The 26,612-nt window shown below is 61.1% G+C and carries 24 protein-coding genes; 9 read left to right on the top strand and 15 right to left on the bottom strand.

Features of this window, described 5'->3' with window-relative positions; all coding sequences use genetic code 11:
- Nucleotides 1-596: 596 nt before the first annotated feature.
- Both ACZ445_RS12365 and ACZ445_RS12360 read right to left on the bottom strand, forming a co-directional pair.
- Entirely contained in the window at nucleotides 597-1,697 is a 1,101-nt protein-coding gene (locus tag ACZ445_RS12365; protein WP_464707263.1) for an IS5 family transposase, read from the bottom strand.
- Between the two features lie 388 nt (nucleotides 1,698-2,085).
- The gene (locus ACZ445_RS12360; protein ID WP_058425506.1) at nucleotides 2,086-2,994 is read right to left on the bottom strand and encodes a LysR family transcriptional regulator; all 909 of its coding nucleotides are present in this window, start codon (nucleotides 2,992-2,994) and stop codon (nucleotides 2,086-2,088) included.
- Nucleotides 2,995-3,198: 204 nt separating this feature from the next.
- On the opposite strand from ACZ445_RS12360, the gene ACZ445_RS12355 reads away from it, so the two are divergent.
- Both ACZ445_RS12355 and ACZ445_RS12350 read left to right on the top strand, forming a co-directional pair.
- Nucleotides 3,199-3,597, top strand: coding sequence for a helix-turn-helix domain-containing protein (locus tag ACZ445_RS12355; RefSeq protein ID WP_058425507.1), 399 nt, complete (start codon nucleotides 3,199-3,201; stop codon nucleotides 3,595-3,597).
- A gap of 59 nt (nucleotides 3,598-3,656) precedes the next feature.
- Complete coding sequence (locus tag ACZ445_RS12350) at nucleotides 3,657-6,407, top strand: ATP-binding protein (RefSeq protein ID WP_058425508.1); 2,751 nt, start codon at nucleotides 3,657-3,659, stop codon at nucleotides 6,405-6,407.
- Here ACZ445_RS12350 and ACZ445_RS12345 read toward each other — a convergent pair.
- Complete coding sequence (locus tag ACZ445_RS12345; protein WP_464708384.1) at nucleotides 6,354-7,823, bottom strand: winged helix-turn-helix domain-containing protein; 1,470 nt, start codon at nucleotides 7,821-7,823, stop codon at nucleotides 6,354-6,356. The genes ACZ445_RS12350 and ACZ445_RS12345 overlap by 54 nt on opposite strands.
- A 149-nt stretch (nucleotides 7,824-7,972) precedes the next feature.
- On the bottom strand, nucleotides 7,973-8,923 hold the full coding sequence (locus ACZ445_RS12340; RefSeq protein ID WP_058425510.1) for a GlxA family transcriptional regulator: 951 nt from the start codon (nucleotides 8,921-8,923) through the stop codon (nucleotides 7,973-7,975).
- Between the two features lie 180 nt (nucleotides 8,924-9,103).
- Here ACZ445_RS12340 and ACZ445_RS12335 point away from each other — a divergent pair, with 180 nt between their 5' ends.
- Entirely contained in the window at nucleotides 9,104-9,826 is a 723-nt protein-coding gene (locus ACZ445_RS12335; protein ID WP_058425511.1) for a pirin family protein, read from the top strand.
- A 146-nt stretch (nucleotides 9,827-9,972) separates the two neighbouring features.
- Nucleotides 9,973-10,359, top strand: a complete 387-nt coding sequence (locus ACZ445_RS12330; RefSeq protein WP_179040807.1) for a hypothetical protein — start codon at nucleotides 9,973-9,975, stop codon at nucleotides 10,357-10,359.
- A 122-nt stretch (nucleotides 10,360-10,481) separates the two neighbouring features.
- On the opposite strand, the gene ACZ445_RS12325 is transcribed toward ACZ445_RS12330, so the two are convergent.
- Complete coding sequence (locus ACZ445_RS12325) at nucleotides 10,482-11,441, bottom strand: GlxA family transcriptional regulator (RefSeq protein ID WP_179028404.1); 960 nt, start codon at nucleotides 11,439-11,441, stop codon at nucleotides 10,482-10,484.
- A 109-nt stretch (nucleotides 11,442-11,550) separates the two neighbouring features.
- Here ACZ445_RS12325 and ACZ445_RS12320 point away from each other — a divergent pair, with 109 nt between their 5' ends.
- From ACZ445_RS12320 to ACZ445_RS12300, 5 genes are all read left to right on the top strand, one after another.
- Complete coding sequence (locus ACZ445_RS12320) at nucleotides 11,551-12,093, top strand: thioesterase family protein (RefSeq protein ID WP_179028403.1); 543 nt, start codon at nucleotides 11,551-11,553, stop codon at nucleotides 12,091-12,093.
- A gap of 296 nt (nucleotides 12,094-12,389) precedes the next feature.
- Nucleotides 12,390-13,118, top strand: a complete 729-nt coding sequence (locus ACZ445_RS12315; RefSeq protein ID WP_058425515.1) for a winged helix-turn-helix domain-containing protein — start codon at nucleotides 12,390-12,392, stop codon at nucleotides 13,116-13,118.
- On the top strand, nucleotides 13,111-13,806 hold the full coding sequence (locus ACZ445_RS12310) for a YuxH family protein (RefSeq protein WP_058425516.1): 696 nt from the start codon (nucleotides 13,111-13,113) through the stop codon (nucleotides 13,804-13,806). Before ACZ445_RS12315 ends, ACZ445_RS12310 begins: the two co-directional genes overlap by 8 nt.
- Before the next feature lie 31 nt (nucleotides 13,807-13,837).
- Nucleotides 13,838-14,497 (top strand): winged helix-turn-helix domain-containing protein, encoded by a 660-nt coding sequence (locus tag ACZ445_RS12305; RefSeq protein WP_058425517.1) that lies wholly within the window; start codon nucleotides 13,838-13,840, stop codon nucleotides 14,495-14,497.
- A gap of 228 nt (nucleotides 14,498-14,725) precedes the next feature.
- Nucleotides 14,726-16,117 (top strand): undecaprenyl-phosphate glucose phosphotransferase, encoded by a 1,392-nt coding sequence (locus tag ACZ445_RS12300; RefSeq protein ID WP_464708382.1) that lies wholly within the window; start codon nucleotides 14,726-14,728, stop codon nucleotides 16,115-16,117.
- Between the two features lie 114 nt (nucleotides 16,118-16,231).
- Here the strand turns inward: ACZ445_RS12300 and ACZ445_RS12295 are convergent, their stop codons facing one another.
- The 10 genes from ACZ445_RS12295 to gmd all read right to left on the bottom strand — a co-directional run bounded on the left by ACZ445_RS12295 (nucleotide 16,232) and on the right by gmd (nucleotide 26,560).
- A complete protein-coding gene (locus ACZ445_RS12295) occupies nucleotides 16,232-18,307 on the bottom strand; it encodes a YjbH domain-containing protein (RefSeq protein WP_464708381.1) in 2,076 nt (691 codons plus the stop codon).
- Entirely contained in the window at nucleotides 18,304-19,071 is a 768-nt protein-coding gene (locus ACZ445_RS12290) for a capsule biosynthesis GfcC family protein (protein ID WP_464708380.1), read from the bottom strand. Before ACZ445_RS12290 ends, ACZ445_RS12295 begins: the two co-directional genes overlap by 4 nt.
- Entirely contained in the window at nucleotides 19,068-19,721 is a 654-nt protein-coding gene (locus ACZ445_RS12285; RefSeq protein ID WP_464708379.1) for a YjbF family lipoprotein, read from the bottom strand. The genes ACZ445_RS12290 and ACZ445_RS12285 overlap by 4 nt, the downstream gene beginning before the upstream one ends.
- 12 nt (nucleotides 19,722-19,733) lie before the next feature.
- Nucleotides 19,734-20,846: a polysaccharide biosynthesis/export family protein gene (locus tag ACZ445_RS12280; protein WP_058425522.1), complete on the bottom strand. Its 1,113-nt coding sequence runs from the start codon at nucleotides 20,844-20,846 to the stop codon at nucleotides 19,734-19,736.
- 87 nt (nucleotides 20,847-20,933) lie between these two features.
- Nucleotides 20,934-21,173 (bottom strand): hypothetical protein, encoded by a 240-nt coding sequence (locus tag ACZ445_RS12275; RefSeq protein WP_058425523.1) that lies wholly within the window; start codon nucleotides 21,171-21,173, stop codon nucleotides 20,934-20,936.
- 180 nt (nucleotides 21,174-21,353) lie between these two features.
- Entirely contained in the window at nucleotides 21,354-22,763 is a 1,410-nt protein-coding gene (locus ACZ445_RS12270) for a mannose-1-phosphate guanylyltransferase/mannose-6-phosphate isomerase (RefSeq protein ID WP_058425524.1), read from the bottom strand.
- 23 nt (nucleotides 22,764-22,786) lie between these two features.
- A complete protein-coding gene (locus tag ACZ445_RS12265; RefSeq protein WP_058425561.1) occupies nucleotides 22,787-23,245 on the bottom strand; it encodes a GDP-mannose mannosyl hydrolase in 459 nt (152 codons plus the stop codon).
- A gap of 5 nt (nucleotides 23,246-23,250) precedes the next feature.
- Complete coding sequence (locus ACZ445_RS12260) at nucleotides 23,251-24,459, bottom strand: WcaI family glycosyltransferase (protein ID WP_464708377.1); 1,209 nt, start codon at nucleotides 24,457-24,459, stop codon at nucleotides 23,251-23,253.
- Complete coding sequence (gene fcl / locus ACZ445_RS12255; RefSeq protein WP_058425526.1) at nucleotides 24,459-25,436, bottom strand: GDP-L-fucose synthase; 978 nt, start codon at nucleotides 25,434-25,436, stop codon at nucleotides 24,459-24,461. Before fcl ends, ACZ445_RS12260 begins: the two co-directional genes overlap by 1 nt.
- Before the next feature lie 2 nt (nucleotides 25,437-25,438).
- Nucleotides 25,439-26,560 carry a GDP-mannose 4,6-dehydratase gene (gene gmd / locus ACZ445_RS12250; protein WP_464708376.1) on the bottom strand — a complete coding sequence of 374 codons (1,122 nt, stop codon included), beginning with the start codon at nucleotides 26,558-26,560 and terminating at the stop codon, nucleotides 25,439-25,441.
- Nucleotides 26,561-26,612 lie beyond the last annotated feature (52 nt).

The following is a 26,612-nucleotide window of genomic DNA, read 5'->3' as shown; positions in this document are numbered from 1 at the left end:
GTGACCAATTTTTGTGAGTACATATCCGTTATTTAGGTAACGGCCGCTTATGGTTCCGCCCTTACGGCGGCTCACTTTGGAAAAGCCGGAATGCCGGCCCAGCCCAAAGTAAGCAAAGGGCTCTTGCCCCAACACTCGGCACCTCGCTTAGGCTCGGTGTGCCCGTAATCCGACAGGGATTTGGGGGGCCGCCTAAGATCAAAATCAAAAGCAGATCAAGAGCCAGAGCCAGAGCCAGAGCCAGAGCCAGAGCCAGAGCCAGAGCCAGAGCAAACCACCCTTCAACTGATACATGAAGATCAAACTGTGGGAGGGGGCTTGCCCCCGATGGCGGAGTGTCAGCCAACTCATCAGTGACTGACCCACTGCCATCGGGGGCAAGCCCCCTCCCACACTTTGACCGAGTACCGGCCATTCAATCCGGTCGGCTCTAACAGGCCGTTGAAAAATTCAGTCCTATCTCCCCCAACCCGCCAAGCTTGAGATTTTTCAGCCTCTCAAGCCTGGCGTCGACCTTTATCCCGCCTCAATCAGCGGGTGTTTTGCCAATTCCAGCGCAAATATTTGCCTGTGGACGATTTCTGGGCGTACCTCGCCTAAACATGCGACCCACGCCACCAGCCCGACAAGCTCCCCAAACGGATCAAGTTGTACACCGAAAAGCCCAGCAGCAACTGGGCGCTGAGCTTTTCGCGGCCGATCAGCTTGGTCTTGCGCAGACCACCCACGGTCTTTAGCCAGCCAAATCCTTCCTCGATTCTTTTTCGTATTTTCATGCTGATGCCGTAACCCGGATGACGGGTCGTACGGCCATCGATTGCGCTCTTGATGGCCTTCCTCGAGACATGCGGCGTCACCTTCAAATCACGCACCATTTGGACAAAAAATTTCTGGTCGTAGCTTTTGTCCGCGCCCACGGTGCTGCCAGGTTTGGCCGTGCGTTCAAGCATCTTCAAGGCTGCACCCACTTCGGCGTGTCCATTGAACTCGGTGCATTCCACATCCACGATCAACCCGTTACGGTTTTCCATCAGAGTGTGGGCCATATGGGCCAGGCGACTGCCATCGGCCGGACTCTTGCGGGCCAGCCGCGCTTGGGGATCGGTAGTCGATTGGTGAGTCTTGTTGCCGCGTTTCTCACCCTTGAAATCGAGATAGTTGTTGCGAGGGCCGTCCTCTGGAGGCTCATCGCCCGGCTTCTCGCCATCGTCTTTTTTGACGAAGGACTTATGCGAAGCCCAGGCATCGATCAGTGTGCCATCCACACTGAAATGCTCATCGCTGGCGTACTGCGACCATTGGGCCAGCGACTTGATGCGCTGGAAGAACAGGCGCGCAATATCCTGGTTAAACAGGCGGTCACGGTTTTGACTGAAGGTCGAGTGATCCCACACCCGTTCGTCCATCGACAGGCCGACGAACCAGCGAAAAAGCAGATTAAAATCGATCTGCTCGACCAATTGCCGCTCGGAACGCACGGTGTAGATCACCTGCAGCAATGAAGCCCGCAGTAGCCGCTCTGGTGGAATCGAGGCGCGTCCCAGCGAGGAATACAAAACCTCGAAATCAGAGTCCATCGACACCAGGATCGCATCAACCAGCTCGCGCAGCGGGCGTAGCGGGTGATCCTTGGGGATACGCTGCTCCAGCGTCGTGTAGCTGAACAGGTCGTTTTGCTTGAGATCGGGTCCACGCATCGGCTCGGTCTTCCGCTGACATTGAGGAACATGACTGGGAGTTTGCCAGAATCTAATTCAGTCCGGCCTTTTTCAACGGCCTGCTAAGGCCGCCGCGCTCCTGCTTTTGATCTGGGGCGCCCCGTCAAACACGCTGGCCGAACGCAGGCTTGAATCCGTGGGTAACCCGGCAGGACGCCGGGTTAGCCGCCCCGCGCCATGGATGGCGCGTGGCGGCGGCCCACGGATTGAAGCCGGAGTGAGGGCATGCCGAGCCTAGGCGAGGCACCGAGTGTTGGGGCGAAGCGTTTTTGGTTACTTTTTGCGCTCTTCAAAAAGTGACCCGCTGTAAGAGCGGAACCATAAGTAGCCGTTACCGAAGCAACGGATATGTACTCAGTCAAACCAGTCAAACCACCCGAGCCATATGCTCCCCAATCCTCCCCCTCAACCACCGCTCCGCTGGATCATTGTCATGCACCCCACTCCACACCATCGACAACTCCGCCGCATCAATCGCAAACGGCGGGTCCTGCGCCCGTAGCGACGTGCCCTCCGTCAACGCACACGCCGCATAATCCGGCACCGTCGCAATAATCTGCGTACCGGCAAGCAACGCCCGCAACCCACTGAACTGCGGCACCGCCAACACCACCCGGCGCGTACGACCAATGCGCGCCAGGTCCAGGTCGATGTTGCCGCTCAAGTCCCCCGAAAACGACACCATCGCATGGGGCCGTTCGCAGTAGTCGTCGAGGGTCAACGGTTCAACACCGTCATCCCCACGCAAGACCTTGCACGGAATATCCCGCAGCTTCTTGCGCTTGGCATTCGCCGGTAACTCCGTGGTGTAGCTCACCCCCACCGAAATCTCGCCGCTGGCCAGCAGCGATGACATCAAGAGGTAATTGGCCCGACGCACCACCACGACAATACCCGGCGCCTCTTCGCGCAATTGACTGAGCAGCGGCGGAAACAGACCGAATTCGGCATCGTCGGAGAGGCCAATGCGGAACACCGCACAACTGGTGGAAGGGTCGAAATCCTTGGCACGGCTGACCGCGCCGGAAATGGTGTCCATGGCCGGTTGCAACTCCTTGAGTATCGCCACGGCGCGTGGCGTGGGCTCCATGCCCCGCCCGTTGCGCAGCAGCAACGGGTCGTCGAACAGATCGCGCAAACGCCCCAATGCCGCACTCACCGCCGGTTGGCCCATGAAGAGTTTTTCGGCGACCCGGGTCAGGTTCTTCTCGAACATCAACGCCTCGAAAATCACCAACAGGTTCATGTCGACGCGGCGCAGGTCGTTGCGGTTCATGGTGATATCCAAACGGTTGGAAAGCTTACAGATAAACACGCAAAACACTGACCGGATTGCACGCCTGTGCTGTCTTTTCCGGGTCGGCACCTGGCGAAATTAACAACGATTAACTCGTCAGCCGGACGGTCCGGCAACAAGATTGGCCACGTCTACACTGCATCCATCCACCGGGAACGCTCCCATCGACTGCGGATATTTGTCATGGCCCGACTCGATCAATACCCCCCTCGCTTGTCCGCCACCGGTGGCCTGTGCCCACGGCGCGAACGCATCGCCAAACAGATGATCCTGGCCAACCTCGGCGAAAGCCTGGCCATTGCCGACCTCGCCCAGGCCTGTGCACTATCACGCAGCCATTTTTCCCGTGCGTTCAAGTGCACCACCGGGATATCGCCGCAGGAATGGATCCGCCAACAGCGCATCCAGCGGGCCAAGGAACTGATCGCCCAGTCATCCTTGAGCCTGACGCAAATCAGCCTGGAATGCGGCTTCTGCGACCAGGCGCATTTCTGTCATATGTTCACCCGTAGCGAAGGCGTCAACCCGATGACCTGGCGAAATCACCACTCTCGCTCTAAACCGCAAGTGATCGCGGCCTAGTGGTCCTGGCCTGCCTGGCCTATGCTGGCCCCTCACCCCGTTCCGAGCATGGCCCCCCCATGAACGACCTCAGCGACCAGGCCGTGCACTTCGGCCCCTACCGTATCCACCCGCGCCAGCGCCTGGTGCTGGAGGCAGGTCGCCCATTGCGCCTGGGGCGGCGTGCGGTGGATATCCTGCTGATCCTGCTGGAACAGGCCGGCAATGTGGTGAGCAAGCAGGAGCTGATCGCCCGCGTCTGGCCCAGGAGTGTGGTGGAAGACGGCAACCTGCGGGTGCATATGGCGGCGTTGCGCAAGGCATTGGGCGATGGCCAGGCCGGGCAGCGCTATATCGTGACCGTGGCCCAGCGTGGCTACAGTTTTGTTGCGCCACTGAGCATCGAGCCGATGACCCTGCCAACCGAAGGTGCCGCCCAACGCCCGTGCCACAATTTGCCGCTGCGCCGAACCCGCATGCTCGGCCGCCAGGCCCTGATCGACAGCCTGGTGCAGCAACTGCCCGAGCAACGCTTTATCACCCTGACCGGCGCCGGCGGCATCGGCAAGACCACAGTGGCCCTGCGGGTCGCGGAATTGCTGATCGGGCACTACCGCGACGGCATCCGCTTGCTGGACCTGGCGCCGCTGAGTGCGCCATCGATGATCCTGCCCAACCTCGCCGCCCTGCTCGACCTCACCCACGCCGAGCACGAACCCTTGCCCACGTTTGCGCGGCGCTTGCAGGAGCACCAGTTGCTGCTGGTGATCGACAATTGCGAGCACGTGCTCGACGACATTGCCCTGATCAGCGAAACCCTGCTGCGCCACGCGCCCCGCTTGCACATCCTGGCCACCAGCCGCGAGGCCTTGCGCGCCGAGGGCGAATACGTGCAGCGGCTGGAGCCCCTGGCCTGCCCACCCGCCACCGGCAACCGTGCCCAGGCGCTGGGCTACCCGGCCCTGCAATTGTTGATCGAGCGGGCCATGTTCCATCAGGACAGCTTTGAACTGAGCGAAGCCGAGCTGCCATTGGCGATTGATATCTGCCAGCGCCTGGACGGTATTCCCCTGGCCATCGAACTCGTGGCGGCGCAGATCGAGCGCTTCGGCCTGCCCGGACTGCTGGTGCAGATGGAAGACAACTTCCGCCTGCTCACCCGAGGCCGCCGCAGCGCCCTGCCCCGCCATCAGACCCTCCGCGCGACCCTGGACTGGAGCTTTGCGCTGCTGACCGCCTGCGAACAGATCTGCCTGCGTCGCCTGGCGGTATTTCGCGGCGGGTTCAGCCTGGCCAGCGCAGCGGCGGTGATTGCCGGGGAACAGATTGCACCGCACGAGGTGCTGCATTCGATCACGCAGCTGGTCGCCAAGTCCTTGCTCAATGTGGAAGCCGGTGATGACGAGATGGTCTACCGTCTGCTGGACATCACGCGTACCTATGCCCTGGAAAAACTCAGCGTCGCCCAGGAACTCGACGCTACCCGCCAGCGCCACGCCGAGCGCTGCCTGGCACTGATGAACCAGGCCCAGGACGATTGGGAGCTGATCGCCACCCAGACCTGGATCGACCGTTATGCGCCGCTGCGCGAAGACATCCGCGCCGCCCTCGACTGGTGCCTGGGCGACCAGGGTGCGCACCTGCTGGGCATTCGCCTGACGGTGAGTGCCATGCCGTTGTGGCAGGAGTTGTCGCTGCTGCGCGAACACGGCTTGTACGTGGGCAAGGCCCTGGCACGACTCGGGCAATCGAATGCCCCGAGCCAGCGCTTGAACATGGCCTTGCAACTGGCGCTGGGCAGTTATTCCTATCACACCCAGGGCGGCACGCCGCAGACCATTGAAGCGTTCAGTTGCGCGCGGCGCCTGGCGCAAGCCAGCAAGGACCTGGCCGGCCAGCTGCGTGCGGTGTCGGGGCACATGGCGGTGAACCTGTGCTGCGGCAACTACCGGGAGGCCTTGGCGCAGAGCCTGCACTTCGACCAGCTCGGCCCGTTGCTGGCCCTCAGTGCCCAGCGCCTGCGGGTGTTGGCGCAGCACTTCGCCGGTCACCAGGCCCTCGCGCAGCACAATGCCGAACAAGTGATCCAGCGCATGGCCCAGAGCGGCCACCTCAACCGGTTTACCCATGGCTTTGGCGTGCAGTACGACCAGAGCGTCGCCTCCTTGACCATCCTTGCGCGCATCCTGTGGCTGCGCGGTTATCCGGAGCGCGCATGGCGTACCGCGAGCCAGGCACTGGCGCTGGCCTTGCAGATCAACCATGGCACGTCGATCTGCTACACCCTGGCCCTGGCCGGGGTGGTCATCGCTCGCTATAACGGCGACAACGGCATGGCCCACGAGTACCAAGACCAGCTGCTGCAACAGGCGCAAAAACACTCGGTGCAGTTGTTTCACACCTGGGCGCGTTGTTATGAGGGCACGCTGCCCATCGCGGATGTGCAGGGGCTGGGCCTGGTCGAGGATATCCTGGTGACCTTCAATGCAATCGAGGTCAGTGACGCGGCCTTCGAGCGCGCCAGCAGTGGCGCAGCCGGCTGGTGCACCCCGGAAATCCTGCGGGTGCGCGCCGAAAGCCTGGCCGATAGCCGTGCCGCAGAAGCCCTGCTGCTGGAAGCCCTGGGCCTGGCGCACCAGCAAGGCGCACTGGCCTGGGAATTACGCTGTGCAACTTCATTGGCAAGTCTGTGGCAGACGCAAGGCCGCGTACAGGCGGCGCGCGACTTGCTGAGTTCGATCTACGCGCGCTTCACCGAAGGCTTTGCCACTCAGGACCTAGTCCGCGTACGCAGCCTGCTCGACGAGTTGCAGGACAAACGGCCGGCCTGAAAACGGCCCCAGGTAATGCCCGTAACCCTGCTGCAAACGCGCCACCTGCAACGGGTCGCGCAGTTGCGCCAGGGCGTAGCTGCGCACACAATTGAGCAGACGGTAACGGGGGTCTCCCGGCCCGGGTTCAACGGTCAGCAACGACGTGCCAACCAGGCGCCCAAGCAGGTAGCACAGGTCGGCGTGTTCCAACTCGGTACCGGCGACCAGTTCACTCAACGTGGGCAAGGTCACGGCCATTTTGAACAACCCCAATTGCAGGAATAGCCAGCGCTCCGGCAGGCTCAGGCGCTGGTAGGTCCAGTCCAGGGCTGCCGTCAGGGACTGGTGGTGTTCCACCGCGGTGCGCCGGCCTCGGGTCAGCACCTGCAAGCCTGCGCGCAACTGCTGCTGCAAACCGCGCACGCCCAGGGCATCGACTTGAGCGGCGGCCAATTCCAGGGCCAGCGGGATACCGTCCAGTCGCCGACAGATATCCCGCAGCGGCGCCAGGTCATGCAGGCGCAGCGCGAATCCTTGCTGGCTGGCACGTACCCGCGCCACAAATAACTGCACCGCCGGGTAAGCCATCGCCTGTTCGACACTGCCCTGGGCAGCCGGCGCCGGGATCGCCAGCCTGGGCACGCGCTGTACCCATTCACCGGGGACTTGCAGGCGTTCACGGCTGGTCACCAGTACGCTGACCTGAGGCGCGGTGTCGTGCAACACACGCACCAGGTGCCGGCAGGCGCCGAGCAACAGGTCAGCGCCGTCGAGCACCAGCAACAGTTGGCGCGAGGCCAATTGACGGCACAGCTCGCTGGCGTGGGTGCAGGGCTCCAGGTGCAGCACGGCGGCCAAGTCGCGCAGCATGGTAATCGGCGCCTCGACGGTAGCCAGGTCAACCCACCACACGCCGTCCCGGTAGCGCGGCAACACGCGCTCGGCCAACGCCAGGGCCAGGGTACTCTTGCCGACACCGGCGCATCCTGTAAGCGTCATCAGGTGTTGCCCGGACAGACGCCGAACCAGCACGCCCAACACCTCGTCACGGCCAATCACCGCACTGAGCCGCGCTGCCAGGTTGTGCTGCGGCAGCGTGGCCGGCAGCGCCCCCTGCACCGGGGCCGCGAAACAGTAACCACGCAGCGGGTCATTCAGAATGAACTGCTGCCCATCGAGCACGCGACGCAGTGCAGCGATATGCACCCTCAGGTTGTTTTCTTCCACCACACTGTTCGGCCAGACCCGCTCGATCAGGCTGGCTTTACTGATGAACTGCCCAGGCGCTTCGAGCAGCGCCGTGAGGATATCCAGCGCACGCCCACCCACAGGCACCGGCCAACCCGACTTGCTGACCAGCCGCTGCTGCCGGTGAAACACATAGGCGCCGAAGCGTACCGTGCCATCAGCGTCAATCGCCTGAGGATTGTTCATGTGTGCAATAGCGCTGAAACACCCGGCCTTGGGCGTTCGCGCATCCTTTTCCGTGGGCTTGACGCTATCTTGCCAGTTGGCGATGACAGGACAATGCTGGCACAGGGAGCGATACGGACATTCGGGTGCGCGAGACGGACATTCTGTCGTTAACTGAACTGTTGTCGGTATTGGGTCGGGTTGAGGCCCAGTTTTTCACTGAACAGAAAGCGCATATGCCGCACGCTGCCGAAGCCTGCGTGAAAAGCCACGGTCTTGAGCGGCAGGTCGGTGGTTTCCAGCAACTGCCGGGCGCGGTCGATGCGCGCGCCTTGCAGGAAGACCATGGGCGTCATCTGCACCTCCTTGGCGAACAGCCGCGCAAAATGGCGCGCGCTCATGCCAGCCAAATCGGCCATGGACTCGATGGTGAACGGTTGGTCCAGATGCGCCAGCACATGGTTCTGCACCCGGGTAATCGTGGTTTCCTGCGGTGCCACCGCCGCTGTCATCGGGCTGAACTGGGCCTGGCCGCCCTGGCGCTTCATCACCACCAGCAACACTTTGGCCACGTCCACGGCGACTTGCTTGCCATGGTCCTGCGCCACCACCGACAACGCCAAGTCGATGCCGGCGGTGACGCCACCCGAGGTGATCAAGCGTCCGTCCTGCAGGTAGATGCGATCCGTTTCGACCCTCGCCTTGGGGAACGCCTTGATCAGTCGCTCGGTGTAATGCCAGTGCGTGGTCACGCGGTGACCGTCCAGCAGCCCGGCATGCCCCAGCACGAAGGCACCGGTGCAGATCGAGCCGAAGCGCCGCGCACGCGGAGCTGCGGCCCTCAGCCACGGCAATAGCGCCGGGTGACATTCGTTATAGGCACCGGGGCCACCGGGCACCAGCAGCAGGTCGTAGGCATCCTGGGCCTGTTCCAGCAGCAGGTCCGTCTGTACCGTGACGCCATTGGAGGCGCGCAACGGACCGGGCTCCGTGCCGAGGGTGAGGATCTGGTAATGCGCTGCCGCCGGCAGGTAGCGGTTGGCAATGGAAAACACCTCGAGCGGCCCGGCCATATCGAGCAGCAGGAAGTCCGGGAACAGCGCCATGGCCACGGTTTTCATAGCAGGTAAGGTCCATCGGGAAGGAATACGGGGGGCATTATGACACGCTCGAAACTGTCAACCTGAACGAGACAGTTATTCAGTTTTCATCTTCTTAATGAATATTCCGGTAACCATTAACCTTCTTCTCAACGCAAGAGCCCTGCATGCCGCAGCCCGCTCTGACTTGAGGACAAGACCATGCTGACCCTTCGCAAAGCTTCCGAACGCGGTGCCGCCAATCACGGTTGGTTGAAGTCGTTCCACACTTTCTCGTTCGCCAACTACTGGAACCCGCAGGAACAGGGGTTTTCCGATCTGCTGGTGATCAACGATGACCGTGTCGCCGCCGGCAAAGGTTTCGGCCAGCACCCGCACCGCGACATGGAGATCTTCTCTTATGTGCTCGAAGGCGCCCTGGAACACAAGGACACCCTGGGCACCGGCTCGGTGATCCGCCCCGGCGATGTGCAACTGATGAGCGCCGGCAGCGGCGTGGCCCACAGCGAGTTCAACCACAGCCAGACCCGTGGCGTGCACTTCCTGCAAATCTGGATCGTGCCTGCCGTGGCCGGTGCCGAACCGCGCTACCAGCAGGAACACTTCAGCGAGGCCCAGAAACGTGGGCGCCTGCAGTTGATCATCTCGCCGGACGGTGCCGATGGCTCCCTCAGCGTGCGCCAGGACGCACGGGTGTATGCCGGGCTGTTCAACGGCGACGAGAGCGCAACCCTGGACCTGCCGCCCGATCGCCATGTGTACCTCCATGTGGCCCGGGGCAGCGTTGAAATCAACGGCCAGCGCTTGCAGGAAGGCGACGGCGCCCGGGTGCGGGATGAGCGGCAGATCCGCCTGAGCCAGGGCGAGGACGCCGAGGTGCTGGTGTTCGACCTGCGCCCGCAGGAGCTGCCGCAGATGCCATGACTGGCCCTGCGATGGCTCGCCCCCACGAGCCATCGCTGGCGTCGATAGTCACCATCAGCCCAATGAAGTTCTCTTAAAAAATGCAACGCGTAACATCAAACCCATACCCGGCAACACTTAAATCAAAACACTCGGAGCACACTCTCATGAAACGCCAAATCTTGCTTAGCCTCGCTTTCTCGGTACTCGCCGCCAATGCTTTTGCCCACCCGGTTGTGGCTGAAGGCGGTTCGGATCGCCTGATCGAAAGCCGCGTCGCCGAGGGTGGTGCTGACCGCCTGCAAGGCAACCGTCTTGCCGAAGGGGGTTCGGACCGCCTGCTGGAACGCCGTGTCGCTGAAGGTGGTGCTGACCGTCTGCAAGGTAACCGCGTTGCCGAAGGTGGCGCCGACCGTTTGCAGGAACGTGGCCTGGCCGAAGGCGGTGCCGACCGTCTGCAGGAACGTGGCCTCGCTGAAGGCGGTGCTGACCGCTTGCAGGAACGTGGCCTGGCCGAAGGTGGTGCTGATCGCCTGCAAGGCAACAACGCGTAATCCCGTGCTGTTTGCGGGAACCCCAAACCGGCCTGATCAGCCGGTTTTTTTTCGCCTGTGATTCATGCAGGTCACGGTCGATCCACAGCAACGTCTTGACGATCTGTTGCCGCGCCGCTGAATCAAACCGGACGGACCAGGAACTTCTTGCGATACGCCGCCGGCAACAGGCCTACCCGTTGCTGGAACAGGCGGCGGAATGAATTGCTGTCTTCGTAGCCCACCGCGTAGGTGATGCTTTCCAGGGTCATGCGAGTCGACTCCAGCATTTGCTTGGCCCGTTCCAGACGCAGGGTCTGCAGGTAGGCAATGGGCGTGAAGCCGGTAGCCTCCTTGAAGCGCCGCTTGAAATTGCGCACGCCAAAACCGAATTGCCGGGCCACCTCGTCAATCACCACGGGTTCGGCAAAGTGTTGTTCCAGCCAGTACTGCACCCGCAGGATCTCAGCGTCGCCATGGCTTTTGGGCAGCGACCACATGGCATACACCGATTGTTCGCTGCGTACGTTATCGATCAGCAGGTATCGGCCACAGGTATGAGCCAGTTCCGGCGAGCCGAAACGACGGATCAGGTGCAGCATCAAGTCCATCGCTGCAGTCGCCCCGCCGCTGGTGATTACACGGTTCTCTTCGCAGAGCAGCTGCGCGTCCTCCAGGCTCACGTCGGGGTAGCGTCGCCGGAACAACTCGGCAAACGCCCAGTGGGTCGTGGCGCGCAGCCCCTGGAGCACGCCGGATTCAGCCAATAGAAAAGCTGCGGTGCACATCGAAGCCAATACCGCACCACGTGCGTGCTGTTCGCGCAGCCAGGGCGCGTAGGCAGGAAAAGTCGGCAGGGCTTCCTTCAGCGTAAACAGAAAGCCCGGGATCAACACCAGGTCAGTCTGCACGATCTGCGCCAGCGCGTGATCAACCTGCAGGCGTTGACCACCCCAGGCCTCCACGGCGTGACCGTCCAGGGAAGCCACTGCGACTTCGAAAGGCGGAGAGTCGGCAAACAGGTTGGCGGCGCTGAGCATCTCCAGGGCCGTGGTGGCGCTGGCGGCAGAGCAGCGATCAGCCAGAAGCAAGGTGATGTGCATGATAAAAACCTGATTGCGTTTTTCGCATGTAATAAGTCATTTGTGCATCTACCTTAGCGGATTACACGCCCCTACAGTGCTGCCTTTGATCAACTGTCAGGTGCTTTGGATGAATCTGTGGTTTCGCTTGCTCTTCATGCTGTCCCGCCGCCCCTGGCGCAAACCTGTGCATGGCCTGGACACCACGGTGGTGCGCATGCGCGTGTGGCCGCTGGACCTGGACATCAACCGGCACGTCACCAATGGCCGGTACTTTTCCCTGGCGGACGTTGCCCGGATGGATTTCGTATTGCGCACCGGGGCCTTTCGCGTGGCATTGCGCAACAAGGCGCTGCCGATCGTCGGCGATACCTGGGGCAAATTCCGTCGCGAGTTGAAGCTGTTCGAAGAGTTTGAGGTGCACACACGCATGCTCGGCTGGGACCACAAGTGGAGCCTGATGGAGCACCGCTTCGTGAGCAACGGCCGGGTGGTCGGCGTGGTGGTGATGCGCGGGCTGTTCCGTTCAGCCAAGGGCACGCTGCCCCCGGGCGACTTTGTGAAGGAACTGGGCCTGGATGAGACCTCGCCACCGGTGCCGCAATGGCTCAGCGACTGGGCGAAAAGCTGCGATGACATGAGCGGGCAATTGCGGGGGGAGGAGCAGATTTGAATGCAGGCGCGTGGCGCGCGCCTCTGCCTTCCCTCCTTAGCGATGCAAGGGTTTCCCCGATTCAGCAAAAAAACCGTTTGGGCTAAAATACTTATCGCACATTAAGAGTTTGCACTAGCATATGTGTACGCCCGTGCAAAACCCCTCGCAATAACCGCGCACTACCCCATTCCTTTTTGAAAACAAAGTGGCGAATGTTAAAATTTGTCACGTTTTACCGTATTCAATTCGATTAGTATCTAAACGCTAGCAGCGATTGAACTGACGGCCTTGCATGCCGGAAAAGGGAGTAGGTGATGCATTTTTCCAACGTCCTCGCTATTGCACGGACTCCATCTAAATCGGAGGATTTTCGGGAGCTTATAGTTCGCACTGTAGCGGATGATTTGAAAGTCGATACACGTTACTACGAACAACTCGTTGACACCCAGGAAAGCCACGCAAGCTACCGCGCTATCATCATAGAAATCGACACCCCCGCGGCGAGTAATCAAACCCTGGACATAATAAGAAAAACCCGAAACAGCCACCCCAACTGCACCATATTTGTCGTCGTCACATTCGCCTCCAGTTTGAGCAAGACCAAATACTATCTGGCCGGCGCGGATTACTGCATCAAAGTGGCAGAGGCGTCCCCTGAAAAAAAGTTAAGCCTGTTCGATGCTTTTCTCAGTGAAGGTGAACGACTGAATCGTTGTGGCCTGGTGCTCGATCAGGATCGCATGTGCCTTTATGGTAACGGCAAGAAACTTGAAATATCCTTCGTCGAAATGAAAGTTCTGGAGGCGCTTATACAGTGCCGACTGCTCAGTCACAATGAAATTGCCGAAGTCATGGGCCTTAATACCAAATACTACGACTCGCGCGCCCTGGAAAAGTCCATCAGCCGACTGCGCAGTAAAATCAAGGCGCACTACGGTGACAACATTATTCAGAATATCCGGGGTTATGGGTACAAACTAAGCCGGGGAGTTATATGTGCCAGCCATTTTCAAACCGCCAAGGAACGACCTCATCGTGAATAGCGAAAAGGTAGCCCCTGCCGATGCTGTGGACTTCAGGCTTGCCAGGCAAGCCATCGTTGATCGCAGCCATGCACTTTGGGGCAGCGAAGTCAGTGTCGGCTCACTGCAGGATCACCAAGTACCCGACAGCGCCTACCACAAGGCGCTGCAACGTATCAGCGCAGCACACAAAGCCTCCAACTCCGTTGTCAGCCGCAAGTTCCTGCGGATCGATCAAGCTGCCTTGATGAACGAAGATCTCCACAAGAGCATTGTTCAGACCGCCCAGTCACTGGAAAAACGCAGACAGCCCTTTACGCTCAGTATTACCAATCCTCTGGATGCCCTGCCCGGCCCTGTCGAGCGCCGCGCGATGGTGCGTCAGTTGTATAAGTTAAAAGACCAGTGCGCTGTCACCCTGGCTTACAACAATTACAGACTCGATACAAAGCCGGCAGACCTGCTGATCGACCTCAAGCTTTACGACTACGTGAAAATGCCTTTTCCGGACTCCGCCCTGCGGCTGAGCCTGAATACGCGTTCCGGTCTGTTCGATCGGCTGTACGACCGCATGCTAGAGCTGATCAGTGCAGCCCGGGTGCGCTTCATCGCCGACACCGTGGAATTTGCCGACAGCGCCATGCTGGCTAAAAACCTGCCGTTCGAATACTTTCAGGGCGGTTACTACTCCCCTGCCGACTGCTTATAAAAACCGCACTTTCATACTAACGGTGGACACTATGAGCTCCCTCAAGAAACACGCCTTCACCCCCACTCTTGCGGCCATCGCGCTGCGAGACTTTACGCCCAATGCCGAATTGTTTAATTACGATTTGAATACATTCGCGCCAATAGAAACAGACCCTAAAATCCGTGAAAACAACCCTCGACACTGCAACTCCGACGACAACCGCCGCCTGACAACCTATGTCATTACCCACACACTTGGCTTACCCTCGCACTCTTTTAACGCTGTGCGACAAGAATCCAGACTACCCATGCCAACGGATCACGACAGCACGCCCAATAGCCCCACTCGGTCTGCGGAGATAAGTCCTGAGAGAACTCAACTTTACCCACAGGATTTCTGGCTACTGACACAACATGACCGCACCCTGGTCAAAGGCGGTTTACGTATTTCGCTGACAAGCATTGAATCGGCGTTGATTAAAAAGATGCTGCACCATGAAGAGCGTGTTGTCAGCAAAGAGGAGCTGATCCGTAATATCGGACGCGAACCTGATCTATATCGCGGGTTGGAAATGTGCCTGAGCCGGCTGCAAGAAAAGTTCAAGCGTGCCAACGATGGCGAACGCTTGTTTCGTGCGGTGAGAAACCGTGGTTATTGCCTTACACAAAAAATCAAGAAACCTCTGGAACTCACCCAGTCACGCCGTTAAAACAAAAAAAACAAGATCGGATACTTTGATATTCACCCTGCCTATTAATACACACTTTTACCTGCCCATTTATAACACACTCACACTAAGACGCCGCTGACCTTGTTATAAGTCGTCAGCCAATGCCTCCTGCCGTTCATTACTATCCGTGGGTACGCGACTGCGCGTGCCTATCTTTTAGTGCGGGAATTCCACACCACCTGCGTGGTCACCACCGGGAGCAGAACTATGCTGAATAACACTAGAATGCATCGCAACCTGACCCCCAAGGGGTTGACGTTCTGGGGTCAGTGGATGCTTGCCTCGGGTTTGGTCGTTGCACTGTTATTTATGTTGGTCGTGTTCAGGACCGGCCAACTTGAGTACAACTACCGTGTGCTCGCGGCGTTTACCATACTGGCTTCATTACCGGCGTACAGTCTGTGTGATGTCTACAGCAAGAAAGATGACTATGGCGTGGGCTTGGGACGGCTGTTCATGGGCTGGTTACTCACCGCTTTAATAGTGTTCGCGGTGGGTATCGCCTGCAATGCCACCTCATTGTTTCCACTGGACATCTTGTTGCTCTGGGCGGCGGTTAGTTACCCTCTGCTGGCCCTGTGTTATATCCCGCTGCACAGCCTGTCCCGGTATTACCATCGCCAACTTCACCAACGGCATAAATCACTGATAGTGGGCACCGGCAAGCTTGCCGTCGACCTGGCGAACACCCTGTCTCGCCAAAAGCGCTCACCGTTGGTGGGGCTCGTCGGCAGCCATGCCGAGGCCGCGCCGGATGCACAGGCGCAGATCCTTGGCGAGCTGCCGCAATTGCCGCAACTGATCCGCCAGCATGGCATTCGCCGCCTGTACATCACCCACTCGTTGCAGGACGCCACCCACATCGAGGCGTTGTACCTCAACCTGCTGGAGATCAGCGTGGATGTGATCTGGGTGCCCGACCTCAACAACATGCTGCTGCTCAACCATTGCGTCGCCGAAGTGGATGGGCTGCCAGCGATCTTCCTCAATGAAAGCCCGCTGACCAGCCACCCCACCGCCGCCCTGAGCAAAGCGTTGCTGGACAAGAGCATCGCGCTGCTGGCCATCCTGGTGCTGAGCCCGGTGCTCCTGGCGTTTGCCCTGCTGATCAAGCTCACCTCCCCCGGCCCGGTGATCTTCAAGCAGGACCGCCACGGCTGGAATGGCCAGGTGATCAAGGTGTGGAAGTTCCGCTCGATGCGCGTGCATGACGACCACGAGGTACGCCAGGCCAGCCGCAACGATTCGCGCATCACCCCGGTCGGCCGGTTTATCCGCCGCACCTCTATCGATGAATTGCCGCAATTGTTCAACGTGCTGCAAGGCCATATGGCCCTGGTCGGTCCACGCCCCCACGCCATCGCACACAACGACTATTACTCGGGCAAGATTCACGCGTACATGGCACGCCATCGCATCAAGCCCGGCATCACCGGGCTGGCGCAGATCAATGGATGCCGGGGTGAGACCGAGACACTGGAGAAGATGCAAAAACGCGTTGACATCGACCTGCGCTACATCAACACCTGGTCGTTGTGGCTGGATATCAAGATCCTGCTGAAGACACCGTTTACGCTGCTGTCCAAGGACATCTACTAACCCCCAATCCTGTAGGAGCGAGCTTGCTCGCGAAGAACTCATAGGCGCCGCGTCTATCCAGCTATCACGCGTTATCGTTGAGTTTCTTCGCGAGCAAGCTCGCTCCTACAGGCCTTACTCAGTGATCTTGTCGATATTCTTGTAAAACAATGCACTGTCGCGCCCATCGGTCATCGAATGCAGCGAATACGCGCGATTCAGGCGCGCGCCGCCATCGCGGGTCAGCGGTGCCCACACCAGGTTGGCGCGGCGCATCGTCGACAGGCTCATCAATTCATCAAACGGAATGGACAGGTAGAGGCCCTTGTCGAAGCTGCCTTCGCCAAACTCTTGCTTGGACACGTTGGTGCGAGTGATCCACGCACCAATCCGCACGCCATTGTTGAACTCCCGCGAAAGATCCAGCGTTGCACCCCAGTCCCGAGCCAGGTAGCGGCCGACACTCAAGGCCCCCTGCAGGTTGAATGGCAGGTCGGTATACCCGGTGATATGCCCGGTCACCGTGCGATAGTCGCGCAGGCTGAAATCCTGCTCGAAACCGCGCTGACGCACATAGTTCACATCGGCCCCCACCGCCCAGCCCTGGCCCATCGGCCGGTACAGCACTTCACTGCCCACACCGGCATACATCGATTCCAGCAAACCACCGTAGACCATGCCGTACAGGTCCTGGTCCAGGCGCTGCGCATGGTTTAGCTGAAAGGTCGGCAGGGTCACGTCGGCACTGGTCATGTACTTGCGCAGGTCGGTGCGTACCCGCGGCAAGCCCGTGGGCGCGTCGTAGGTGAACCCATCGTAGTTGTTCAGCAGGTTGACGCTGAGCAAACCACTCCACCAGGAGTTGCGGGTGAAGCGGTACTCGGCATCGAGGTCGGCGGAAACCTGGTAGAGCAGACCATCCGGCCCACCGACGTTCTGCTTGTAGCCCAGGCCCAGCCCATAGCTGAGGGGCTTGGGCGTTTGGGTGTAGAGCACGGTCTGCGTACGCTCGCTGGCACGATTGACCTCGACCTGGCGGTGCAGGTCCTGCAGGGCTTCGCGCTGGTTGACCACCTCGCGAAAGGTCTTGCGCGGCACGCTGGTTTCCTCGATCGGCATGGCATAGCGTTCGCTGACCAGGGTGAACCAGTCGATCTGGTCATTTACGCTGTTGTCCAGGATACGACTGGCGCGCCCCACCGCCTTGGCGCTGTAGAAATAGCGCTGCTGTTCGCCATACACCAGCAACTCCGGACCACGCTGGGTAATGCGTTGCACATTGTAGCCGGCGTTGTCGTGCAGGCGCTGCGACACGGCGGCCCAATCCACCTGGTCCGGCGGCGTGGTCGGTGCCTTCGCCGGCAATGGAGGAGCCGGTGGGTCATAGGTCTTGGCGGGTGCCTTGCGGCTGACAAAATTGGTGTGCAGGGTAATGCCGAACATCGCGGTATTGCCCCGCTCCCATGCGGCGCTTACGTCGACCGCATCGGCGAGCTTGTAGACCAGGCCCAGGTTGACCGGTGAAGCCTGGCGAAAGCTGTTGCTGCGTGGTTCATTTTTGTAGTCGTTGCCTTCCACTTCAAGCTTGAGGCTCAACGGCGCCCAGGGCGTCTGGTAGGCAATACCGCCAAACAGCGCGGGCCGGCCACGGAAATAGCCGTTGGAAAAACTGCCGGATCCTTCAGCGCTGGGACGCTCGTTGAATCGATCATCCAGCACGCCTAGCGGGTTGCCGAAGTCACCACGGCTGCCCAGGTAACCCCAGGCGATACCAGCGCTGAAATCCACATCGCCATACCGCTTGTTGGCCACCAGGTATTCACTGGAAAACAACCCGGTGCCACCCAGGTCCATGAACCCCAGCGCCACTTCCGGCAGCCAGTGGGTTTCCTGGTTCAAGCGCACCTTGGCGTCGACGGCCTTGTCCTTGTAACTCTGGCCGCCGCTGAATGACTCAGCGCCATAGGGCCGGTTGGTGATCGCGGTGTAGCGGAACGTGCCTTCCAGCCAGTCCAGTGGTTGCGCAGAAAAACTGTAGCGGCTGTAGGGCTCGGTGCGGTTGGCGTTCACGCTGAGTTCGCCGGCGGGCGCCATGCGGGCGGTAGGCGTCTGCAGCAGCCCCACGCCGCCGAAATCGCTTTGGGTGTAACGGGGATCACCATGCACGACGCCACAAGGCACCAGCAGCACGGCCGCAATACATAATTTCAAGGCGTGACCTCGGCCAGGGGTTGGGTGGCGAGAAACTCGGCCAGTTGCTGATTCAGGTCAGGGGTGGGCGCGCTCAGGTCGTCACTGCGGATCGGCACCAGCAGCGTGGCGCCGGGCGCTGGGGGGGCGCCCTCTTCGCGGTTCCAGGGCGCAATACCCAGGCGCGAGACCTTCCCGTCAGGCTGGATCACCCACAAATAATCAGCATCCGCCTCCACCAGTGGCGGGCATGCAGTGAGGTAATCGCGGGCTGCCCGCAGCGGCTCGAACGCCAGGCTGCACGCCGCAGCGACAGCCCCCACCACCCGCACCTGCGTGGGCCGTGGCGGGTACACCAGGCGATCGCCATCGCTGAGCGGCAGGTTCGGCGCAAAGCCGACTTCCACCGCCACCGGGTCCAGCACCGCCACCTGGCGGCCAGTGACCGGCAAGGCCTGCACCTGCTGATACAAGCGTTCGGCAACACGGGCCCGGCCTTCGCGTGCGTCAGCCCGCGCGGCCTGGTGCAGGGTTTGCAAATCAAACAGCACACCGGCCTTGAGCCGCGCCTGGCGTTCCAGCAAGGGTTGATGCAACCAGGCTGCTCCCAGCCAATAACCCTGGGCATCCGGTTGCGACGGAATGATCGCGTCGAGCAAACGTGCATCGGGTGGCAGCGCAATAGGCCCTGGGGTGCGTACCTGGCCGCTCACGGTCACGGCGGCCTGGCTCGTACTGACGCAACTCCAGGACAGCAGCAGCGCCGTGAGTATTCGACCGATCATCGGGCGTCCTTGCGAGTGGGTTGCAGCTGGGTGATGGTCAGGGTCAGGTCGGGCGTGAGGTGCTGTTCGCTCTGCACGATAAAGCCGTCGACGGGGTCGACCCAGTAGCGGTTGCGCGCCTGAAAACCGCTGGCCTCGACGTCTTCGTCCACCCGCAACAAGGCGTAGGGCGTGCCGAGGATCTCGACCGTTTCGATGCCCTTGCGGGTCATACGGCTGGTGAGCGTGATGCCCATGCGATAGCCGTCCACCCCATCGATCTGCCGCGTGCTGCGGTAGCCATCCGGCACACGGTGCAAGCCTTGCTGGAACGGCGACTGGCCCTGCCAGTGCGTGCCATTGAGGTCCACGCCCAGGCCGACCGTGCGCACCACCAGGCCGTTACGCACCAACAGCACCTGCTTGCCGGAAGCCACCCAGAACTGCAGGTCGCCACGCTGGCGAATCAGCGCCATCACCCCTTCGCTGGACACCGTGGTGACCTTGATCTGGGCAAACGGCACTGCGTCCACCTGGGCCTGGGTCAGCTCCAGCGGCGCCGGCCCAGCCACGGCCGCCTTGAAGGTATCGAGGGAGGCGGTCATCAGCGGATTGCAGCCCGCCAACAGCCACGCCAACCCCATGTAAGCAGCGAATTTATGAGTGTTCACGCAGGTTCCACCCTATCGGCTGCTGGCTTCGCTCAGGTTGTTCTGGGTGGACGCGCCGATGCCGACGATCGTGGCGGAAGGGATCAACTGGCTGATGAAGCGGTTCCAGCGCGTGATATTCGCCGGGCCGACAAACACCACATCCTGGGGCTGCACATCAAAGCGCGTGGCCAGGGCCATGGCCGAAGGGGACGCAGCTTCCAGCTGGAAAACTTTGGCCGGCTCGTTGGCGATGTTCTGCGCGCCGCGAATCACATAGATCGCGTCCGCGTTGGAGGTGTTCTGATTGACCCCACCCACCGAACCGAGCACGTCGGAGAGGTTCATGCTGCGGGTCTTGAAGGTCAGGGCGCGGGGCTGCATGACTTCGCCCATCACATAGATGCGCTTGCGGTCGTTGTAGGCCAGGTACAGCTGGTCGCCGTCCTTGAGGTAGATGTCGTTCAAGCGCGACTGCGCCAGGTTGAGCGTGTCGAGGTCCAGGGTGTAGCGCTTGCCGCCCCGGCTGAGCGTGAGGTTGGACAGGTCGGCATTGAGCGGGTCGATCCCGGCGGCGCCCATGGCTTCCATCACGTTCAACGGGATGGTGGTGATCGGCACCGGCCCGGCCTTGGCCACCGCGCCGGTGATCACCACGCGCTGGCTGGCGAAGCGCAGTACGCTGACGTCCACCTGGGGGCTGTCGATGTATTGGCGCAGCTTGTCGGTGATCTCACTGCGCAGCGCTTCAATGGATCGACCCTTGGCAACCAACTCACCCACGTAGGGGTAGAACAGGTTGCCCTCGGGGCTGACCAAGCGGCCGTTGGCGTCGATCTGTTGTTGCGGGCCGGACGGTGCCGTGAGTTCAGGGTGATCCCACACGGTGATATACAACGCGTCATTGGCGCCGATCAAATACGGGCCCGGCTTATAACTCAATAGTTCCGCGGGAATGGAATAAGGCACTTGGCTGGCCGCGTCCATGGCAAGTAACTTTGGTGTGATCGGAATCAAATCCACCCGGCTGTTTTGCGCGCCGCCACTTTCAGTCAACGCCGCCGTGTCCATGTATTGGCCCGGTGCGAACATGCAGCCCTGTAACAATGCAGCGGCCACGGCCGCCACAGAAAAAATACGCATCATAGTGCTCGGACACTCGCGATAAACGACAAGAAAAAAAGACTACTCGGGTGGGGAATCCAAGCAGTCTGAAAAGCGGAAGGTGGTGGATCAGTTGCCGGTGCCGGTGGTTCCGGTCGTACCGGTGGTCCCGGTGGTGGTGCCGCCGTTGGAACTGCCGCCGCTGTTGGACGCAGCCGCCACGCCGGCAACAATGGCGCTGGCGACCAGCAGAGTTTCCCCGACTGTCACCGAACCCGCGACCTTGGTACTGAGCCCCAACGGCAACTCGTCGGCCAACACCGTCGTACTCATGACACTGAGCACAATAACCGCCAGTGCTTTTCTCATAACAGACTCCTTATCGTCAGTGAGTAGCCGGGCCGATAGTGCCATCCAACTAAACAGCGCACCAGACGGGTAACTTCCAGGTGCATTAGTTGAAAATAACGTTTTACCGGCAAAGTGCCCGGCCCTCACTGCATTGCCGATGTTTGAAGTTATTCGGAACGTTATTAATTGTCGGAAACTTCAGGCCCTGCCGTACTTGTCTTCAAACCGGACAATGTCGTCTTCGCCCAGATAAGACCCCGACTGCACTTCGATCAACTCCAAAGGAATCACCCCAGGATTCTCCAGCGCATGCACCTGGCCGATGGGGATATAGGTCGACTGGTTTTCCGCGACCAGGTAGGTCTGCTCGCCATTGGTGACCCGGGCCGTGCCGCTGACCACGATCCAGTGTTCGGCGCGGTGGTGATGCATCTGCACCGACAATTTGGCTCCCGGCTTCACGGTGATGCGCTTGACCTGATACCGCGCGCCACTGTCCACCGAGTCATACATGCCCCACGGCCGATACACCTCGCGGTGGTTGAGGTGCTCATGCCGCCCGGCCTGCTTGAGCTGATCGACGATCCCCTTGACCTGCTGCACCTGGTCCTTATGGGCCACCAGCACGGCGTCCTTGGTCTCGACGATGATCAAGTCGTGCACCCCGACGGTGGCGACCAGGCGGCTGTCGGCGTGCACATAGCTATCGCGGGTATCGAGCAGCAACCCATCACCGCGCAGCACATTGCCGCCGGTGTCTTTTGCACTGGCCTCCCACAGGGCCGACCACGAGCCGATATCGCTCCAGCCGGCGTGCAACGGCACCATCACCGCGTCATCGGTTTTTTCCATCACAGCGTAGTCGATGGAGTCGTCCGGACATGTGGCGAAGGTTGCCGCATGCACGCGGGTGAACGGCAGGTCCTGGCTACCGCCCTCCAGCGCCACGCGGCAGGCTTCGAGCATGGCCGGCTGGAAGCGTTCGAGTTCTGCCAGGTAGCGGCTGGCGCGGAACATGAACATGCCGCTGTTCCAGGCGTAATCACCGCTCGCCACATACTGCGCGGCCGTGGCAGCGTCCGGCTTCTCGACAAAGCGCCTTACCCGGTACCCGCCCTCGCCCACCGCCGCACCCTGCTCGATGTAGCCGTAGCCGGTATGCGCGCAGGTCGGGGTGATGCCGAAGGTCACCAGCTTGCCAGCCCTGGCCAGGGGCAACGCCACTTCGAGGCTGGCATGGAACGCGGGCACATCTTCGATCAAATGGTCGGCGGCCAGCACCAGCAGGATCGGGTCCAGGCCCTCGGCAACCGCCTTGCACGCCGCCAGCGCGATGGCCGGCGCGGTGTTGCGCCCCACCGGCTCCAGCAGGATGCTCGCCTGCTCCATGCCGAGCTGGCGCAACTGCTCGGCCACCAGGAAACGATGCTGCTCGTTACAGATCAACTGCGGCAAGGCGACGTTGGCGCCCTCCAGGCGCTGGATGGTCTGCTGCAGCATCGACAGGTGCGCATCGGTCAGGCGCAGGAACTGCTTGGGGTTCAGTTGCCGCGACAGCGGCCACAGGCGCGACCCCGAACCGCCTGCCATGATCACGGGTAACAACATAAATGCATCCTCGAGGCAGAGCGTCAGAAATAGGCGCGGCTGTTTTCATGCACGCGCGGGCTGAAGCGCAGTTCATCCTGTGGCCACCAACGGTACTGCTGATGCTGCTCGGTGGGCAGCAAGAGAGTCTGCCCATCGTCCAGGTCCAGGCAATAGCCGAGCACCACATAGTGGGTGTCCGGCCCGCTGCCGGCGTTGGCGAACACGCTGTCATCGTAGAAGTGCTCGTACACGCCCAGCAGACGTGCATTGGCGCGTTCAAACGTGCGTCCCAGCTCCTCGCCGGTGATGCGCCGGAACGCGCTGTCGAGGCTTTCGTTCTTGCGGATACGCCCACCGGGCACGAACCAGAAACCAAAGGCTGGCCGGTTGACGCGCAAACCGAGCAAGACTTCGCCACGGCTGTTTCTCACCACCAGGTCAATCGCCACCAACGGCGTCGAAGCCACGACCGTTTGGAAGGTCGGTAAATCAAGCCACATACCCATCAAACCTGTGCCAGAAAACGTTGCAGAATGCGTTCCTTGTCGAGGAACTCCTTGGCGTAATTCAACGCCACCTCATTACGCGTCGGCATTGCCAGTGCCCGCTCGATACCCGTGCTCAGTGCCGTGACCGATTCCGGCTCGATCAACACCGCAATGCCCTGATGTTCCTCGCACAGGCGGCCGAGGGTGGTGTCGGGGTCGGCGGTGATGATTGCGTTGCCGCCCACGGCCAGAATATTGGTGAGCTTGGACGGCAACACCGCATCTGCCACGCCGCGCTTCTGGATCACCAGGTGCACGTCGGCCGAGGCCAGCAGCGCCGGCAAGTCCTCGTAGGCCTGCAACGGCGCGAACAGCACGTTGCGCAGCCCATCACGCTGTACACGTTCGAGCAGACGCGCCTTGCCGGTGCCCTGGCCGACGATCAGGAACACCCACTCCGTGCGCTGGGCATGGGCCTGGGCGGCATCGAGGATCAGCTCCAGGCCTTGCTTCTCGCCGAGGTTGCCGGAGTACAACAACACCTTGGTTCCCGGCGGCACGCCCAGGCGTTGCAGCAACGCGCGGTCGCGCGGCACATCGCGAAAGCGTGCGGTCTCCGACCAGTTCGGAAAGAACATCAACCGCTGGCTGGACACGCCCTTGCCCCGTGCCTTGTGGAGCATGCCGCTGGAAATCGTCGAGACCCGATCAAAGCGCCGCAGCAGCCAGCGCTCCACACCCAACGCCAGGCGCCGCAACAGCGAACCGCCGCCAATGCCCAGGCCGAGCATCGCATCCACTTCATAGTCCTGGACATGCAACACCGACCGCGCGCCAGTGAGCTTAGCCAACAGCAACGCCTGGGGCGCAGAGAACAGCGTGGGCACCACCAGCATCACCAGGTCCGGCTTCCAGCGCAGTTGCCCCAGCACCGCCACACACGAGCTGGCGGAAAAACTTATCAGGTGCAGCAGGCGCGTCATCGCCGTGGGCTGGCGCGGGACGTACAGCGGACAACGGATCACCGTCACGCCGGCATCCAGCTCGGTGCGAAAACGCCACGGCGAATAGCCCTCGCCCACCTGCCACTGCGGGTAATACGGCGGCGCCGTGATCACGCGGACCTGATGACCTTGCGCCGCCAGCCAGCGCGCCTGTTCACCGCTGTACTTGCCGATACCGGTCAGCTCCGGGCTGTAATTGATGCCGTACAAAAGCACTTTCATCACTGGCCCCGAGGCTGTTCGAGCGCCGCGAGATAGGCGTTGTAGGCGTCACGCAAGCCCTCCTCCAGCGGCACGTAGGCTTCCCAGCCAAGGGCGTTGATACGGCTGACATCGAGCAACTTGCGCGGCGCACCGTCGGGTTTGCCGGTGTCGAAACGCAGGCGCCCCTGGAAGCCGGTGACCCGCACTAGCGCCTCGGCCAACTCGGCGATGGTGCAATCCACGCCGGTGCCGACGTTCAGGTGCGAGCGCATCGGCTGGGTCTGTTCGCGGTAGCGCGCCGCATCGAGTTCCATCACATGCACGCTGGCCGCCGCCATGTCGTCCACGTGCAAGAATTCCCGTCGCGGTCGGCCACTGCCCCAGATCACCACCTCGTCATCGCCGCGCTGGGTCGCTTCGTGGAAGCGCCGTAACAAGGCGGCGATCACATGGCTGTTTTGCGGATGGTAGTTATCGCCCGGCCCATACAGGTTGGTCGGCATCACACTGCGGTAATCGCGGCCGTGCTGGCGGTTGTAGCTTTCGCACAGCTTGATCCCGGCGATTTTGGCCACGGCGTAGGGCTCGTTGGTGGGTTCCAGTGCACCGTCCAGCAACACCGCTTCGATCATCGGTTGCGGCGCATGCACCGGGTAGATGCATGACGAGCCGAGGAACAACAGTTGCTGCACGCCATGGCTGTGGGCAGCGTGGATCACATTGGCCTGGATCATCAGGTTCTGGTAGATGAAGTCGGCCGGGTATGTGGCGTTGGCATGAATCCCACCCACCTTGGCGGCCGCCAGGTACACTTGGTCGATACGGTGCCTGGCGAAGTATGCCTGCACGGCCGCCGGGTCGAGCAGGTCCAGTTCATCGCGGCCCGCTGTGAGGATCTGCGTGTAGCCCAACGCCCACAGGCGCCGCACGATGGCCGAACCGACCATGCCGCGATGGCCGGCGACAAAAATCCGCGCATCAAGATCACGTGCCATGTTCAGTTCTCCACCGCAATCGGTGCGTCATGCCCGTGCAGGCGCAACAAGGCGTGGCGCTGGGCGATCTTGAGGTCTTCGCGGACCATCTCCGCACACATCGCCTGCGCACTGATTTCAGGCACCCAACCGAGCACACGCTTGGCCTTGGACGGGTCGCCCAGCAGCGTCTCCACCTCGGCCGGGCGGAAGTAACGCGGGTCCACCCGTACAATCACGTCGCCCACCAGAATGCCCGGCGCCAGGTCGCCGTCGATGTGCTCGACCACCGCCACCTCCTCCACGCCTTCACCCACAAAGCGCAGGCGTAGCCCGAGCTCCGCCGCCGACCAGCGAATGAAGTCACGCACCGAATACTGCACACCCGTGGCGATCACGAAATCTTGCGGGCTGTCCTGCTGCAACATCATCCACTGCATGCGCACATAGTCCTTGGCATGCCCCCAGTCGCGCAGGGCATCCATGTTGCCCATGTACAGGCACGGCTCCAGGCCCAGCGCAATGTTGGTCAGGGCGCGGGTGATCTTGCGCGTCACGAAGGTTTCCCCACGGCGCGGCGACTCGTGGTTGAACAGGATGCCGTTGCAGGCATACAGGCCGTAGGCTTCGCGGAAGTTCACGGTGATCCAGTAGGCGTACAACTTGGCTACTGCATAGGGCGAGCGCGGGTAGAACGGTGTGGTTTCCTTCTGCGGGGTTTCCTGCACCAAGCCATACAACTCGGAGGTCGAGGCCTGGTAGAAACGGGTCTTCTTTTCCAGGCCCAACAGGCGGATCGCTTCAAGGATGCGCAAGGCGCCCAGGGCGTCCACATCGGCGGTGTATTCCGGTGAATCGAAGCTCACCGCCACATGGGATTGCGCGCCGAGGTTGTAGATTTCGTCGGGATGGATCTGCTGGATGATGCGCGTCAGGTTCGACGAGTCCGCCAGGTCGCCGTAGTGCAGGATCAGGTTTTTATGCAGGGCCTGCGGGTCCTGGTAAATATGATCGATGCGCTGGGTATTGAACGACGACGAACGTCGCTTGAGGCCGTGCACCGTATAGCCTTTTCCCAGCAGCAGTTCCGCCAGGTACGAGCCATCCTGGCCGGTAATACCGGTGATAAGCGCAACTTTGTTCATGTCTGTCTCCCGATTGATAGGCGAGCGAAGGCCGACACCCAAACTTGGGTGT

It is taken from the genome of Pseudomonas allii (genome assembly GCF_055380095.1).
Note: the sequence above shows the minus strand (reverse complement) of the source record. Positions and strands in the feature narration are given on the sequence as shown.

Bases quoted from the DNA above. Each gene is read 5' to 3' on its own strand.
- ACZ445_RS12365 (WP_464707263.1), bottom strand. From the start codon at position 1,697: ATGCGTGGACCCGATCTCAAGCAAAACGACCTGTTCAGCTACACGACG.
- ACZ445_RS12360 (WP_058425506.1), bottom strand. From the start codon at position 2,994: ATGAACCGCAACGACCTGCGCCGCGTCGACATGAACCTGTTGGTGATT.
- ACZ445_RS12355 (WP_058425507.1), top strand. From the start codon at position 3,199: ATGGCCCGACTCGATCAATACCCCCCTCGCTTGTCCGCCACCGGTGGC.
- ACZ445_RS12350 (WP_058425508.1), top strand. From the start codon at position 3,657: ATGAACGACCTCAGCGACCAGGCCGTGCACTTCGGCCCCTACCGTATC.
- ACZ445_RS12345 (WP_464708384.1), bottom strand. From the start codon at position 7,823: ATGAACAATCCTCAGGCGATTGACGCTGATGGCACGGTACGCTTCGGC.
- ACZ445_RS12340 (WP_058425510.1), bottom strand. From the start codon at position 8,923: ATGAAAACCGTGGCCATGGCGCTGTTCCCGGACTTCCTGCTGCTCGAT.
- ACZ445_RS12335 (WP_058425511.1), top strand. From the start codon at position 9,104: ATGCTGACCCTTCGCAAAGCTTCCGAACGCGGTGCCGCCAATCACGGT.
- ACZ445_RS12330 (WP_179040807.1), top strand. From the start codon at position 9,973: ATGAAACGCCAAATCTTGCTTAGCCTCGCTTTCTCGGTACTCGCCGCC.
- ACZ445_RS12325 (WP_179028404.1), bottom strand. From the start codon at position 11,441: ATGCACATCACCTTGCTTCTGGCTGATCGCTGCTCTGCCGCCAGCGCC.
- ACZ445_RS12320 (WP_179028403.1), top strand. From the start codon at position 11,551: ATGAATCTGTGGTTTCGCTTGCTCTTCATGCTGTCCCGCCGCCCCTGG.
- ACZ445_RS12315 (WP_058425515.1), top strand. From the start codon at position 12,390: ATGCATTTTTCCAACGTCCTCGCTATTGCACGGACTCCATCTAAATCG.
- ACZ445_RS12305 (WP_058425517.1), top strand. From the start codon at position 13,838: ATGAGCTCCCTCAAGAAACACGCCTTCACCCCCACTCTTGCGGCCATC.
- ACZ445_RS12300 (WP_464708382.1), top strand. From the start codon at position 14,726: ATGCTGAATAACACTAGAATGCATCGCAACCTGACCCCCAAGGGGTTG.
- ACZ445_RS12290 (WP_464708380.1), bottom strand. From the start codon at position 19,071: ATGATCGGTCGAATACTCACGGCGCTGCTGCTGTCCTGGAGTTGCGTC.
- ACZ445_RS12280 (WP_058425522.1), bottom strand. From the start codon at position 20,846: ATGATGCGTATTTTTTCTGTGGCGGCCGTGGCCGCTGCATTGTTACAG.
- ACZ445_RS12275 (WP_058425523.1), bottom strand. From the start codon at position 21,173: ATGAGAAAAGCACTGGCGGTTATTGTGCTCAGTGTCATGAGTACGACG.
- ACZ445_RS12270 (WP_058425524.1), bottom strand. From the start codon at position 22,763: ATGTTGTTACCCGTGATCATGGCAGGCGGTTCGGGGTCGCGCCTGTGG.
- ACZ445_RS12265 (WP_058425561.1), bottom strand. From the start codon at position 23,245: ATGTGGCTTGATTTACCGACCTTCCAAACGGTCGTGGCTTCGACGCCG.
- ACZ445_RS12260 (WP_464708377.1), bottom strand. From the start codon at position 24,459: ATGAAAGTGCTTTTGTACGGCATCAATTACAGCCCGGAGCTGACCGGT.
- fcl (WP_058425526.1), bottom strand. From the start codon at position 25,436: ATGGCACGTGATCTTGATGCGCGGATTTTTGTCGCCGGCCATCGCGGC.
- gmd (WP_464708376.1), bottom strand. From the start codon at position 26,560: ATGAACAAAGTTGCGCTTATCACCGGTATTACCGGCCAGGATGGCTCG.